General features: G+C 43.4%; 15 protein-coding genes. 14 read left to right on the forward strand and 1 reads right to left on the reverse strand.

All coding sequences use genetic code 11. From position 1 onward, the window contains the following. The first annotated feature begins 50 nt into the window (after positions 1 to 50). From LIZ87_RS02560 to LIZ87_RS02625, 14 genes are all read left to right on the forward strand, one after another. Positions 51 to 209: a DUF3789 domain-containing protein gene (locus tag LIZ87_RS02560; RefSeq protein ID WP_087203228.1), complete on the forward strand. Its 159-nt coding sequence runs from the start codon at positions 51 to 53 to the stop codon at positions 207 to 209. Next, positions 172 to 513, forward strand: a complete 342-nt coding sequence (locus LIZ87_RS02565; RefSeq protein WP_002594670.1) for a plasmid mobilization protein — start codon at positions 172 to 174, stop codon at positions 511 to 513. Before LIZ87_RS02560 ends, LIZ87_RS02565 begins: the two co-directional genes overlap by 38 nt. Beyond that, positions 504 to 1,889, forward strand: a complete 1,386-nt coding sequence (locus LIZ87_RS02570) for a relaxase/mobilization nuclease domain-containing protein (protein WP_227145186.1) — start codon at positions 504 to 506, stop codon at positions 1,887 to 1,889. Before LIZ87_RS02565 ends, LIZ87_RS02570 begins: the two co-directional genes overlap by 10 nt. Further along, positions 1,873 to 2,667, forward strand: a complete 795-nt coding sequence (locus tag LIZ87_RS02575) for a PcfB family protein (protein ID WP_015530022.1) — start codon at positions 1,873 to 1,875, stop codon at positions 2,665 to 2,667. Before LIZ87_RS02570 ends, LIZ87_RS02575 begins: the two co-directional genes overlap by 17 nt. A gap of 6 nt (positions 2,668 to 2,673) precedes the next feature. Next, on the forward strand, positions 2,674 to 3,558 hold the full coding sequence (locus LIZ87_RS02580; protein WP_227145188.1) for an LtrC-like protein: 885 nt from the start codon (positions 2,674 to 2,676) through the stop codon (positions 3,556 to 3,558). Between the two features lie 12 nt (positions 3,559 to 3,570). Then, positions 3,571 to 3,774: a hypothetical protein gene (locus LIZ87_RS02585; protein ID WP_008789327.1), complete on the forward strand. Its 204-nt coding sequence runs from the start codon at positions 3,571 to 3,573 to the stop codon at positions 3,772 to 3,774. Further along, entirely contained in the window at positions 3,761 to 5,569 is a 1,809-nt protein-coding gene (locus LIZ87_RS02590) for a VirD4-like conjugal transfer protein, CD1115 family (RefSeq protein WP_227145190.1), read from the forward strand. The genes LIZ87_RS02585 and LIZ87_RS02590 overlap by 14 nt, the downstream gene beginning before the upstream one ends. Positions 5,570 to 5,588: 19 nt before the next feature. Next, positions 5,589 to 5,951 (forward strand): hypothetical protein, encoded by a 363-nt coding sequence (locus tag LIZ87_RS02595; protein ID WP_015512775.1) that lies wholly within the window; start codon positions 5,589 to 5,591, stop codon positions 5,949 to 5,951. A gap of 73 nt (positions 5,952 to 6,024) precedes the next feature. Beyond that, a complete protein-coding gene (locus tag LIZ87_RS02600) occupies positions 6,025 to 6,861 on the forward strand; it encodes a hypothetical protein (RefSeq protein ID WP_023920512.1) in 837 nt (278 codons plus the stop codon). Positions 6,862 to 6,996: 135 nt separating this feature from the next. Beyond that, complete coding sequence (locus tag LIZ87_RS02605; protein ID WP_023920514.1) at positions 6,997 to 7,362, forward strand: PrgI family protein; 366 nt, start codon at positions 6,997 to 6,999, stop codon at positions 7,360 to 7,362. Further along, positions 7,355 to 9,685, forward strand: coding sequence for a VirB4-like conjugal transfer ATPase, CD1110 family (locus LIZ87_RS02610; RefSeq protein ID WP_023920516.1), 2,331 nt, complete (start codon positions 7,355 to 7,357; stop codon positions 9,683 to 9,685). The genes LIZ87_RS02605 and LIZ87_RS02610 overlap by 8 nt, the downstream gene beginning before the upstream one ends. A gap of 13 nt (positions 9,686 to 9,698) precedes the next feature. Next, positions 9,699 to 10,100, forward strand: coding sequence for a DUF6075 family protein (locus LIZ87_RS02615; protein ID WP_023920518.1), 402 nt, complete (start codon positions 9,699 to 9,701; stop codon positions 10,098 to 10,100). Between the two features lie 6 nt (positions 10,101 to 10,106). Continuing rightward, on the forward strand, positions 10,107 to 10,874 hold the full coding sequence (srtB, locus tag LIZ87_RS02620; protein ID WP_023920520.1) for a class B sortase: 768 nt from the start codon (positions 10,107 to 10,109) through the stop codon (positions 10,872 to 10,874). Between the two features lie 39 nt (positions 10,875 to 10,913). Next, positions 10,914 to 12,617, forward strand: coding sequence for a lysozyme family protein (locus LIZ87_RS02625; RefSeq protein WP_023920522.1), 1,704 nt, complete (start codon positions 10,914 to 10,916; stop codon positions 12,615 to 12,617). 64 nt (positions 12,618 to 12,681) lie between these two features. On the opposite strand, the gene LIZ87_RS02630 is transcribed toward LIZ87_RS02625, so the two are convergent. Further along, complete coding sequence (locus LIZ87_RS02630; RefSeq protein WP_008118497.1) at positions 12,682 to 13,134, reverse strand: hypothetical protein; 453 nt, start codon at positions 13,132 to 13,134, stop codon at positions 12,682 to 12,684. Positions 13,135 to 13,231: the final 97 nt, after the last annotated feature.

A 13,231-nucleotide genomic window follows, 5' to 3' on the forward strand; every position in this document is an offset into this window, starting at 1 on the left:
AGGCTCGTTAGGGGTTGCCCCTAATACCCCGTGAGAAAGGAGAACTTGATTTGAGAGAGTTATTACTTATCGCCGCCGGGACACTGCTCGGCAGTTGTCTTGGCGTTACGATGATGTGCTTATTCCAGATTAACAAAGATTGCAGAGTAAAGAGAAAGGAAGATACCGATTATGAGAAAGAGAAACATTCAGAAGATTGTACGCTTTAACCGCAAGGAAGCACAGGATTTGGCAGCAAAGGCAAAGAAGGCTTGCCTTTCCGAAGCAGGACTTATCCGTTTACTTATCAGAGGTTACGAACCGAAAGAGAAACCCGATGACCGCTTCTATGATGTGATGAGGGAACTGTCCTCTATCGGTAATAACATCAATCAGCTTGCGGCTAAAGCTAATACGCTTGGTTTCATTGACGCACCTATGCTGAAGAATGAAGCTGCGAAGTGGAATAAGTTCCAGTCAGAGATTGAGAGGACATATCTTCGTCCAAATCAGAGCGAAATGAAATGGCAGTAACAAAGTTGTGGTCGGTTACAGAAAGGCTCGGTCAGGTCATTGACTATGCGACCAATCCCGAAAAGACTTCTGCAAAAATCAAAAGGGAGTTTTCGCCGGAACAGTATCAGGCTCTTGCAGATGTTATTGCTTATGCAAAGGACGAGGAAAAAACAGAGCGTGAGTTCTATGTTGAGGGTATCAACTGTAATGTGGCGATTGCCCGTGACCAGTTCATAACGGTTAAGGAGCAGTACCAAAAGACAGACGGTATCCAAGCCTATCACGGATATTTGAGTTTCAAGGAAACAGATATATCTCCTGAGATGGCACAGAAAATCGGAATGGAGTTTGCAAATGAAGTGTGGGGTAAAAGATTTCAAGTCGTTGTGACAACCCACCTGAACACAAAGCACCTGCACTGTCATTTTGTCATCAACTCTATTTCTTTCGTCGATGGGAAACATTTATGGGGAGAGGAAAAAGCGTGGTTCAAATTCCGAAAAGTTGCAGACAGGATTTGTGAGAAGTACGGACTTTACTATGACCCGAATCCGAACCGCAGTAAGCAGTCGGATTATCTGACGATGAAAGAAAAGGCAGGTATGCCGACACGCTACTCGGTTGCAAAAGAAGCCATTGATTATGCTATCGACCACAGCAAGACCCTGAAAGAATTTCAGTTTGCACTCAAGGAAATGGGATATGCCTATAACCTGAGTCCAAGCCGAAAATATTGGACGGTCATTCCAAAGGGATACGATAAGCCGATACGACTGAAAAATCTCGGAGCTGATTATACCAATGACCGGATTGTAGAGCGTATCAAAGAAAATCGTGATAGATGGGCAGAAATTGAGCCGTTCCAGAGGGCGACTTATAAACCAAGACAGTACCGTATGCAGACCAGAGGACAGAAGCTGAAAAAGAAAGGCGGACTTTATGGGCTGTATCTGTATTACTGTTACAGACTCGGTTATCTGCCAAAGTATAAGAAACAGAATAACGCAAGGCTTCATTATCTCTTGAAAGATGATTTAATGAAGCTCGATAAGATTACTGATGAAGTAAGGCTGCTCGGACGAGAAAATATTTCCACGGACGAACAGCTTTTTTCATATAAGACTTCCTTAGAGGAGCAGATGAAAAATCTTGTTGCCGGAAGAACACATCTCCGAAAAAAGATAAGAACAAATATTGATGATGGTCAGCTTCAGGCGGCAAAAGATGAAATCGCTTCTATCAATGGAGAATTGAAAAAACTCCGACGAGAAGTAAAACTCTGCGAGGATATTGCGGAGAGGTCAAAGGTTATGGAAGAAAACCTTGAGCATATCGAAACAGAGGAACAAAAACAGCAGAGAAAGGAGAAATCACGCTATGAACAACGGTGGTGACGCAGCAGAGCAGGTCGTTAGGCTTTCGCTTGAAGGATTTGAAGTTGCTGCAAGATTAAGCGGTTCGGCGGCGAAGAATATCGCATTGCTTTTGGTATCGGTTCTGAAGCAGGAGCAAAAGACGAAGGGCAAAGCAAGGCTTACCAATATGATTAAGTCAGGCAAGGAGCTGAAAGTCTTTTCCATTCCGCAAAAGGATTTGAAGAAGTTTACCGAACAGGCAAAACGCTATGGCGTTCTTTATTGTGTCCTCAGAGATAAGAACACAAAGGGAGAGAATGCTCCGGTAGATATTATTGCAAGAGCAGAGGACGCTTCTAAAATTCAGCGTATCGTTGAAAGATTTGAACTTGGCAAGGTGGATAAGGCTTCGATTGTCAGTGAAGCAGAGAAAGCTATCGCAGACCGTGAAGCGGTTGAAAAAGAAAAGCCGACCAAATCCAAGAGTGAAATCATTATGGAAGAAGCGGTCAGAAATCCAATGCAGAAAGAGGAGCGAGCAAACGCAAACCCCTCAGTCGCCAAAACAGACAAAAGCCCTCTGTCAAGGCAAAACTCAGAGCCGGTAGAAACGCAATCTGATAAGGGTGTTGCAAAGCCAGTGGAAAAGCCATCGGTCAAAGAGAAACTTGACCGTTATAAGGCACAGGCAAAACAGCAAAAAGAAGCAGAGCGTAAAGAGCCGGAGGTTAAGAAAGATGGCAAGAAGCCGCAGCAGAAAAACGGTCAGACGGTACACCGTCAGCCGAAGAAGAAACCCAAAACAAAAGAGAGGTAATTCACTATGACAAATGATTTCAAACCCGCAAAGGCTGGCGGTAATCAGCCAAGATTATCTAAAGAGGAGTATGCGGAAAAGAAGCGAGCAGAAAAAGAAAAGATCTATCAGATGATTGATGACGCTGCCCGTGAGATTGTGAGTGACTCTGAGAAGTTCAAGAGCTTTCTTGATACGCAGAGTCGAATGGACAGATATTCCGCAGCAAATGCTCTCCTTATTTACAGTCAGTATCCGCAGGCAACACAGCTTAAAGATTTTAATGATTGGGGTAAGGACAATGTGAAGATTACCAAAGGGGCAAAGAGTGTTTCTATTCTTGAACCAGTGGAATATACAAGAGCAGATGGCTCTCCGGGTATTTCCTACAATGTCAAAAAGGTATTTGATGTTACACAGACAAATGGAAGAAAAGCTCCGGCGGTATCAGCAAACCGTGACCCGAAAGCACTTATCACGACAATGCTTGATGTATCTCCGGTGGAGGTTGCGTCAACCGATGAACTTCCGTATCCGAATATGGCAGCTTTCTATAATAATGAAAAGCAGACCTTGTATGTGAAGCGTAATGTGGGTGACAGCGTAGCGGTTGCTCAGTGTGTCGCTCAGGAACTCGGACACGCACAGCTTTCTATCAACAGTGAAAGTTACAGCCGCAGGGATATGGGATTTCAGGCAGTGTGTATCGGATATATGCTTTGCAAGAAGTATGGCGTAGATACACAGAACTTTGCGATTAACCGTATTCCGGAGGGACTGGCTTCCAAAGAGCCGAAAGAAATCCGTGCGGAGCTTTCCAAGACCCGAAATGCAATGGCAGAAATTCATAGTCATATCTCTGATGAAATGTTCCGCAAAAAGCAGGAGCGTTCAAAGGACTATGAGAGATAACGGAGGGCAGATATGGAAAAAGAAAAACTCTACCACATTGCTTTGGACGATTACGAACACGGTGTTGTCATTCGCTCCTTAAACGATGAGAAAACAAAGTTGATGGAGGAAGGCAAGTCCGCAGATGCAGTAGACGACCTGCTTGTAAAAGTCGGAAATGCCCCATTGAAAAAGTTCAAAGTAATTGAAAGGAAACGCTCAGATGAAGCGAGATAATGACAGGCAGACTGCCATTATTTTATCCATTGTCGGTATCGTTCCGGTCATATGGCTGGCACTTCTGATTGCACCTTCCATAAGCGGAGGATTGCCGGAGATAGCAGCCAATCTTGCGACACTCTTTGATAATCCATTTTCCATAAAATTATGTGGGGACAGCTTAAAAACTGTCCTCATTTTACTTTTATGCTATGGAATGGGTATCGGGATTTATTTCTCAACAAGAAAGAATTACCGCAGACGAGAGGAACACGGTTCTGCCAAATGGGGCAATGTCAGAGCCATTGATAAAAAGTACCGACAAAAGCCGCTGTCAGAAAATAAGCTGATGACTCAGAATGTGTGCATTGGACTTAATGCCAAGAAGCACAGACGAAATCTGAATACGCTTGTGTGCGGTGGCTCCGGTGCAGGTAAGACAAGATTTTATGCAAAGCCTAATATTATGAACGCTGCAAGAAACAGCTATGTGATATTAGACCCGAAAGGGGAAATCCTGCGAGATACGGGACATCTTCTTGAGAAGAAAGGTTACGAAGTGCGTGTGCTTGATTTGATTTCAATGGAGAAAAGCCATTGTTACAATCCTTTTGTTTATTTGCAGAATGACAATGATGTGCAGAAGCTCGTAACCAATCTTTTTAAGAGTACCACTCCGAAAGGTTCACAGAGCAATGACCCATTTTGGGATACGGCAGCGTCAATGCTTCTGCTTGCACTTGTATTTTATCTGCATTATGAAGCACCGCCGGAAGAACAGAATTTTGCAATGGTAATGGAAATGCTCAGAGCCGGGGCGATTGAGGACGAGGACGACCCAAGTCCTTCTCCGCTTGATAATCTGTTTTCAGATTTGATGATAGATAATCCTGACCACATTGCTTTGAAGTATTACCACTCTTATCATTCCGGTTCTTCCAAAACATTAAAATCCATACAGATAACCCTTGCAGCAAGGCTTGAAAAGTTCAACTTGGAGAGTCTTGCTGCTCTTACTTCTGCCGATGAACTGGATTTGCAGTCACTCGGAGAGAAAAAGGTGGCTCTGTTTGCACTGATACCGGATAACGACTCCAGTTTCAACTTCTTGGTATCCATTCTTTACACACAGCTCTTTCAGCAGTTGTTTTATGCAGCCGACCATATCCACGGCGGCTGTTTGCCGATGCCTGTTCATTTTATGATGGACGAATTTGCCAATGTTTCACTGCCGGACGACTTCGACAAGATACTGTCGGTTATGCGTTCCCGTGGGATATCTGTAAGCATCATCTTACAGAACTTGGCACAGCTTAAAGCCTTGTTTGAAAAACAGTGGGAGAGCATTGTGGGTAACTGCGATGAATTTCTTTACCTTGGTGGAAATGAGCAGTCAACCCATAAATATGTGTCGGAGCTGTTGGGCAAGGAAACCATTGATACCAACACGTTCGGAAAGAGTACCGGAAGAAGCGGTAATTATTCCACCAACTATCAGATTAGCGGCAGAGAGTTACTTACCCCTGATGAGGTGCGTATGCTCGATAATCAGTACGCTATTTTGTTTATCCGTGGGGAAAGACCCATTATGGATTTCAAATATGACATTATGAAACACCCGAATGTGGCACTTACCACAGACGGAAAGGCGAGTCCTTATAAGCATGGAGAAGTCACAAAAGATATTGCTTCGATTGCCATTTGGGACATTGACCCTGCAACACTTCCTGAAAAGGAAATGGAAGAAACGAACTGGGAACTTCTTTCCGAGGAGGAGATGGAAGCTCTGTTCATAAACAATCAAACAAATTAAATTTTGGAGGTATTCAACTATGACTATTTTTAAGAAAAAAGCAACTGACATTCAGGAAACAAAGAAACTGCCTATGACCGGAAAGGTTAAGAAAGGCTTCCGTGCTTACTGCACAATGGTCATTGTCGGTGCGTTGGCACTTGGAATGACAACGACTGCATTTGCAGCGAATGACCCGCTTACCGTAGTCAATAATCTGTCCGATTTTATCTTCGGACTTATCCGTGCCATCGGTATGATTTTGCTTGGCTTTGGTATCGTGCAGGTCGGTCTTTCACTCAAATCTCACGACCCTTCTCAGAGAGCCAATGGCTTCCTGACTCTTGCGGGTGGTGTCATTATCACTTTTGCGAAAGAAATCCTTACTCTTATCACAGGCTAAGATAAGAGTTACACAGTTATCGAGGGGTGTGCCAAGTTAAGGTACACCCCTTAATTGTAAGGAGGTGCTTTGAATGAGTGATAACTGGGTAGTTCAAAATCTTGAAAATGCCCTTGAAACTTGGAATGAGAAACTGTCAGAAATATGGACGCTCATCACAACTACACCGCAGAACTTTAAGGGCGGGAATATCTGGAAGGTTATCGTTGACATCAACGGTGCGGTTCAGGCTATCGGGCTTGCCTTGCTTGTATTGTTTTTCGTGATAGGTATGGTAAAGACCTGCGGAAGTTTTACAGATGTGAAGAAACCGGAACACGCTCTGAAACTCTTTGTTCGTTTTGCACTGGCGAAAGGTGTTATCACATACGGAATGGAGCTTATGCTTGCATTATTTAATATCGTGCAAGGTACGATTTCAACCATTATAAATGCTGCCGGATTTGGAACTCCGGAACAGACGACTTTGCCCGCAGAGATGGTAACGACCATAGAGGATTGCGGATTTTTCGAGAGTATCCCTTTGTGGGCGGTAACGCTTATTGGAGGATTATTTATCACGGTGCTGTCGTTTATTCTGATAATGACAGTGTATGGACGATTTTTCAAGTTGTATATGTACACAGCACTTGCACCGATACCGCTTTCCACATTTGCAGGAGAACCGACACAGAATGTCGGCAAGAGTTTTATCAAGAGCTATTGTGCAGTTCTGCTTGAAGGGGCAGTCATTGTACTTGCTTGTATTATTTTCTCCGTATTTGCTTCATCGCCGCCAGTAGTGAATCCTGACGCAGCAGCAGTTACGCAAGTGTGGGCATATATTGGGGAACTGGTATTTAATATGCTTGTTCTTGTCGGTGCAGTGAAAATGTCTGACCGTATTATCCGAGAGATGATGGGACTTTAAGGAGAGATTTTGAGATGAACCAAAGAGATTGTAAGAAATGCGTTTACTATGGCGGTAAACGAAAAGGCAAAGTCTTTTGCCTGAATGATAAATGCGTGAGGGAGAAAGACCGAAACCGCAGGAAAGGAAACAGATATGGAAGTAAAAATTAACCGAGAAATCAGAAATTATACAGAGTCAATGTTTTTTGGACTGTCGCTCAGACAGTTCATTTTTTCTGTTCTCGCTTGTGGCGTTGCGGTAGGACTGTATTTCTTGCTCAGACCGTATGTTGGCACGGAAACCGTATCGTGGGTGTGCATTTTGGGTGCTGCACCGTTTGCGGCACTGGGCTTTGTGAAGTACAACGGTATGACCGCAGAGAAAGCAATCTATGCGTGGATAAAATCGGAGTTTTTAATGCCGAAGAAGCTGGTATTTCACTCCACCAATGTTTATTACGAACTGATGAAGCCAAGCATTGAACAGAAGCAGAAGGAGGTATTGAAGTCAAATGATTAAGACTCTTACAAATTTGTTTAAGCAGGATAAAGAAAAATTTGTTGTACCGAAAGGGGTGCAGGACGTGATTCCCGTGGCAGCTATCTTTGATGATGGCATTTTCAAAGTGGGAAAGGATAAATATTCAAAGACCTACCGCTTTACGGATATTAACTATGCAGTGGCGAGCCGTGAGGATAAGGAAGCGATGTTCCTTGAATATTCCGAACTTCTGAACTCTCTTGACAGTGGTGCAACGACAAAAATCACAATCAATAATCGTCGGCTCAACAGACTGGATTTTGAGCAGACAATCCTTATTCCGACAACCGGAGATAATCTGGACGAGTATCGAGAGGAATATAACAAAATGCTTCTTGATAAGGCAACGGGTGCAAACTCCATTGTTCAGGATAAGTATATTACCATTTCCATCAATAAAAAGAGCGTGGAGGACGCAAGAACATATTTTGCCCGTGTCGGTGCAGATTTGATTGCTCACTTCGGCAGGCTTGGAAGTAAGTGTGTGGAACTGGAAACAGACGAAAGACTTCGTATTTTCCACGACTTCTATCGTGTGGGAGACGAAAGTTCTTTTCACTTTGATATTAAGGAAACAAGAAAAAAGGGACACGATTTTAAGGATTATATCTGCCCCGACACAATGGAATTTGAAAAGGACTATTTCAAGATGGGAAACCGTTATGGAAGAGTCCTTTTTCTTCGTGAATATGCGTCCTATATCAAAGACAGTATGGTAGCGGAACTTACGGATATGAACAGAAATCTGATGATGTCCATTGATATTGTTCCCGTTCCAACTGATGAAGCAGTAAAGGAAGCAGAGAACCGTCTGCTTGGTGTGGAAACCAATATCACAAACTGGCAGCGTAGGCAGAATGCCAATAACAACTTCTCTGCAACTGTTCCGTATGATATGGAGCAGCAGAAGAAAGAAATGAAAGAGTTCCTCGATGACCTTACGACCCGTGACCAAAGAATGATGTTCGCTGTTATCACAATGGTTATTACAGCAGACAGTAAGGAACAGCTTGAGAATGATACGGAAGCGTTGCTTACCACAGCAAGAAAACATCTTTGCCAGTTTGCAACACTGAGATTTCAGCAGGTAGATGGACTCAATACGGTAATGCCGTTTGGAACAAGAAAGATTGATGCGTTCAGAACACTTACAACAGAGAGCCTTTCGGTATTTATCCCATTCAGGGTGCAGGATATTTTCCACGAGAACGGTATCTATTACGGTCAGAATGTTATCAGCAAAAATATGATTATCGCAGACCGTAAGCAGCTTTTGAATGGTAACTCCTTTATTCTCGGTGTATCTGGTGGCGGTAAGTCATTTGCGGCAAAGGGAGAAATCATCAATCAGGTGCTTTCTTCAGATGCGGATATTATCATCATCGACCCTGAACGAGAGTATTCACAGCTTGTCAATGCGATGGGCGGAGAAGTAATCAATATTTCTGCTACTTCCGACAATCACATCAATGCAATGGATATGAATAAGGATTACGGCGACGGTGCAAACCCTGTCATTTTGAAATCCGAGTTTATTATGTCCCTTTGTGAACAGCTTATCGGCGGAACAAATCTCGGAGCAAAGCAGAAGTCTATCATTGACCGTTGCACGGCAAGCGTGTACCGCAGTTATCAGCAGAATGATTATCAGGGACATATACCGACCTTGCAGGATTTCAGGGCAGAACTTTTGCAGCAGGACGAACCGGAAGCAAAGGAACTGGCACTTGCCATTGAGCTTTTTACGCATGGTTCTCTGAACACTTTTGCAAAGCAGACGAATGTGGATACCAATAATCGCCTTATCTGCTATGACATTCTTGATTTGGGTAAACAGCTTATGCCGATTGGTATGCTTGTTGTCCTTGACTCTATCCTGAACCGTATCACACAGAACCGTGCAAAGGGTAAGAACACCTTTATCTTCATTGATGAGATTTATCTTCTGTTCCAGCACGAATACTCTGCAAACTTCCTCTTTACCTTGTGGAAGCGTGTGAGAAAATACGGTGCATACGCAAGTGGAATCACTCAGAATGTCGATGACCTTTTGCAGAGCCACACAGCGAGAACAATGCTTGCAAACTCAGAGTTCATCATTATGCTGAATCAGGCTTCCACAGACAGGCTTGAGCTTGCAAAACTTCTGAACATTTCTGACCTCCAGATGTCCTATATCACGAATGTGGAAGCAGGACACGGACTTATCAAGGTGGGAAGTTCGCTTGTACCGTTTGCAAACAAATTCCCTAAGAACACGAAACTTTATAAACTGATGACAACCAAACCAGGCGAAGCATAAGGAGGGATTTACAATGTCTAAGATTCAATTTCGCAATGCTGAACACAGAGATTTTGTATTGGAAAATCTGGATAAGTGCAAAGTCAACGACTGCTATCACAGAGCATTTTTCTATGTGATGGGTATTTCAGAAGAAACAAGAATGAACATCGGAAAGATGTTTGATTTTAAGAGGGATTGCATCATACCGGAAGGTATGCACGGCGGTTGGCAGACAAGTGGCACAGTCAAGGTCTGCCACCTTGCCTTTAATCTCTGGAATGGATTTACGGAAGAAGGCAGGGAAAATCTCTATACACCGGAGGAACTGTTCTGTTGCGGATATGCTCCGTATTTTATGGAGGGTATCAAGTTGAGGTATCCGGAGTATTGCAGAGATTTGACTCCACCTAAGAGAAATGATATGGAAAGGTAAGAGAAAATGAGCAGAAAAATCTATATTATTATTGCAATGGTGTTTACGGTAGTGTTGTCTGTAAGCACCTTCTTTATTATCCGTAATCACATTGACTCTGCCAAGCAGAATGAAGTCTATGATAACCTTGCGGAGGTTGTGGAGGACGAGCCGCAAAAGGAAAATGAGGGCGTGACGTTTTCGGAAGATAAGGACTATCTTGCGGAATATCTTGAACTCTATCGGCAGAATGAGGATATGGTGGGTTGGATAAAGGTTGAGGATACCAATATCAACTATCCGGTCGTGCAGTCTGTAAATGAGCCGAACTTCTACCTGAAGCACAAGTTTGATAAGACCTATTCCGCTTATGGCTGTCCATATGTGCAGGAAAATTGTGATGTGCAGAAACCTTCAGACAACATCATTATATACGGACACCATATGAATGACGGCTCGATGTTTACGGGACTGATGAAGTACAGAAACAAGAGCTTTTGGGAAGGTCATAAGACGATTACCTTTGATACACTGACGGACAGACACCGGTATGAAGTGATTGCAGTCTTTAAGACAGTCGTTTATACAGACAGCTCCGATAGCTTTAAGTATTATGAGTTTACGGACGCAGAAAATGCGGCAGAGTTTGATGCGTATGTTGTTAAGTGCAAGGAACTTTCTTTGTATGATACCGGAGTATCGGCAGAATATGGCGACAAGCTGATTTCTCTTTCTACTTGTGAATATTCAAGAAACAATGGCAGGCTTGTTGTTGTCGCTAAGAGAGTGGATTAAACCCCACTCTCTATTATTTTTCGAGAAAGGAGGAAACCGATGGCTGATATAAAAACAAGAGATACAAGCAAAGGTACAATCAAGACCATAAATAAGGCAGCAGTTGCCACGGAGCGAATGAAGAAAGCCTATGTGATGACGAAAGATAAGGCAGAACATTCCACCAATGCTTCGGAAAATTCCGCAGAGGAATATGCTTCCGATAAAATCGAAGCGGCAACGGATAGGGCTGTTCACGAAACTGCATACCGTGCGGATAAAGTCGGCAGATGGGGTGTGCGTGAAACAAGGCAGAATTATCAGAAAGCCAAAACGGGAATTGAGAATTTCAAGACCAAGCGTGCAGAGAAACAGCTTCAGAAACAATCGGTCAATCCTGTCGGAAAACAGAGCATCCGAACTCTGGAGCGTACGGAGAAAACAATTAAACAGTCTGCAAGGTCGGCAGGAAATACGACAGTCAAGACCGTATCGAAAGGTGCAACCAATACTGTTCAAAGGTCGGTCAAGACCGCAGAACAAACGGCAAAGACTTCTATTAAGACCACCAAAGAAGCTGCCATTATAGCACAGAAAACAGCAAAAACAACAGCCAAAGCAACACAGAAAGCGGCTCAGACGGCAAAGAAAGCGGCGAAAGCCACAGCAGATACCGTTAAAGCCACAGCGAAAGCTACTGTTGCGACAGTCAAAGCGATTATTGCAGGGACAAAAGCACTTGTAGCAGCAATCGCCGCAGGCGGTTGGATAGCGGTTCTGATTATTATGATTGTCGTGCTGTTTGGTGCTGCCGTAGCAATGTTTGGAGGAGGAAGTGACAGTAATTCCTATACTCCGGTAAGTGCAGAGGTAGAAGCCTATGAACCCATCATACAGAAGTATGCCAAAGAGTACGGCATTCCTGAGTATGTGGAACTTATCAAGGCGGTTATGATGCAGGAAAGCGGTGGCAGAGGACTTGACCCTATGCAGGCAGCAGAGGGAAGTTTCAATACAAGGTATCCGCACGAACCTAATGGAATTAAAGACCCTGAATATTCTATCCAGTGTGGAGTTCAGGAATTGAAAGCGGCTCTTACTTCGGCAGAAGTGGAAAGTCCGATAGATATGGAGCATATCAAACTTGCCTTGCAAGGCTACAACTTCGGTAATGGGTATATTTCTTGGGCAAAAACAAAGTATGGCGGTTATTCTTATGCCAATGCAGTGGAGTTTTCCACTCAGCAGGCACAAAGGCTTGGTTGGGACAGTTATGGAGATACCCAATATCCGGCTCACGTTTTGAGATACTATCCGTATGGGCGAGCCTTTACTGCCGGAGGTAATCAGGCGATTGTTGAGGTTGCCTTGACACAGCTAGGCAATCAGGGCGGACAACCTTACTGGAGCTGGTACGGCTTTAATAGTCGAGTGGAATGGTGTGCCTGCTTCGTATCTTGGTGTGCTGACCAATGCGGGTATATTGAAAGCGGACTTGTTCCGAAATTTGCAGGTTGCGTGGATGGTGCAAACTGGTTTAAGTCAAATGGGAAATGGCAAGACCGCACTTATGAACCAAAGGTAGGAGATATTATCTTCTTTGATTGGGAAGGCGACGGTACAACAGACCACGTTGGTATCGTAGAGAAGTGTGAGAATGGCACAGTTTATACCGTAGAGGGCAACTCAGGCGACGCCTGCAAGCAAAGACAGTACGCAGTCGGAAGCAGCAATATCTATGGATACGGTATTCCGGCATATTAAAAATTCCAGACGGTGTCTGGAAAATTGAAAAGATGGCTGCTCAGTTGAGTAGCCATCGGGTACATTATGAGAAATCAGTTGTTTCTCTGTTATTCAGGAAAATATGGTGTGTGTGATAAGTGAAGCTAAAAAGCATATCGGCATTTTCTTTACTGCCGTCTAAAAAGGAAATATCATCGGCAAGGATAAAAAGAATTGCTAACAGCTTCTTGATATATCCAGTGTAGCAGGCATAATCTACATAGATGTTGGCGATATATCCCTCGGCAAATTCTATCAGGTCAGCGTCAATTTCAAAGCTATTGGATAGTTCGTAAACGGTTTTGATAAATTTATCCTTGTCAGCAATTCGCTCTTTACTTGGAACACTTCTGCGGTTCTTCTGTATAAATTTTAAAAAATCATCAGCTTCCGTAAAGTCAGGAGTGATTGTGTTGCCAGTTCCCAAATCTGTTTTGTAATCCTCAAATTTCTCTTTTTCAAACCGATTACTGAATATTATCTTTTGTTCGTCCATTCCTTTTTACCCCTAAGTTTATTCTATGGAGATTGTTTAACTTGGCTCTTGGGTTGTGATTTGTCTTTCGCCATTAACAATCGTGAATTACTACTTT

Source organism: Lacrimispora sp. 210928-DFI.3.58 (assembly GCF_020554865.1).
Taxonomy (GTDB): domain Bacteria; phylum Bacillota; class Clostridia; order Lachnospirales; family Lachnospiraceae; genus Enterocloster.

What these genes read in the sequence shown, in the direction of transcription:
- LIZ87_RS02570 (WP_227145186.1), top strand. Translation starts at nt 504, where the DNA reads ATGGCAGTAACAAAGTTGTGGTCGGTTACAGAAAGGCTCGGTCAGGTC.
- LIZ87_RS02615 (WP_023920518.1), top strand. Translation starts at nt 9,699, where the DNA reads ATGTCTAAGATTCAATTTCGCAATGCTGAACACAGAGATTTTGTATTG.
- LIZ87_RS02575 (WP_015530022.1), top strand. Translation starts at nt 1,873, where the DNA reads ATGAACAACGGTGGTGACGCAGCAGAGCAGGTCGTTAGGCTTTCGCTT.
- LIZ87_RS02625 (WP_023920522.1), top strand. Translation starts at nt 10,914, where the DNA reads ATGGCTGATATAAAAACAAGAGATACAAGCAAAGGTACAATCAAGACC.
- LIZ87_RS02585 (WP_008789327.1), top strand. Translation starts at nt 3,571, where the DNA reads ATGGAAAAAGAAAAACTCTACCACATTGCTTTGGACGATTACGAACAC.
- LIZ87_RS02565 (WP_002594670.1), top strand. Translation starts at nt 172, where the DNA reads ATGAGAAAGAGAAACATTCAGAAGATTGTACGCTTTAACCGCAAGGAA.
- LIZ87_RS02605 (WP_023920514.1), top strand. Translation starts at nt 6,997, where the DNA reads ATGGAAGTAAAAATTAACCGAGAAATCAGAAATTATACAGAGTCAATG.
- LIZ87_RS02600 (WP_023920512.1), top strand. Translation starts at nt 6,025, where the DNA reads ATGAGTGATAACTGGGTAGTTCAAAATCTTGAAAATGCCCTTGAAACT.
- LIZ87_RS02610 (WP_023920516.1), top strand. Translation starts at nt 7,355, where the DNA reads ATGATTAAGACTCTTACAAATTTGTTTAAGCAGGATAAAGAAAAATTT.
- LIZ87_RS02630 (WP_008118497.1), bottom strand. Translation starts at nt 13,134, where the DNA reads ATGGACGAACAAAAGATAATATTCAGTAATCGGTTTGAAAAAGAGAAA.
- srtB (WP_023920520.1), top strand. Translation starts at nt 10,107, where the DNA reads ATGAGCAGAAAAATCTATATTATTATTGCAATGGTGTTTACGGTAGTG.
- LIZ87_RS02590 (WP_227145190.1), top strand. Translation starts at nt 3,761, where the DNA reads ATGAAGCGAGATAATGACAGGCAGACTGCCATTATTTTATCCATTGTC.
- LIZ87_RS02595 (WP_015512775.1), top strand. Translation starts at nt 5,589, where the DNA reads ATGACTATTTTTAAGAAAAAAGCAACTGACATTCAGGAAACAAAGAAA.
- LIZ87_RS02580 (WP_227145188.1), top strand. Translation starts at nt 2,674, where the DNA reads ATGACAAATGATTTCAAACCCGCAAAGGCTGGCGGTAATCAGCCAAGA.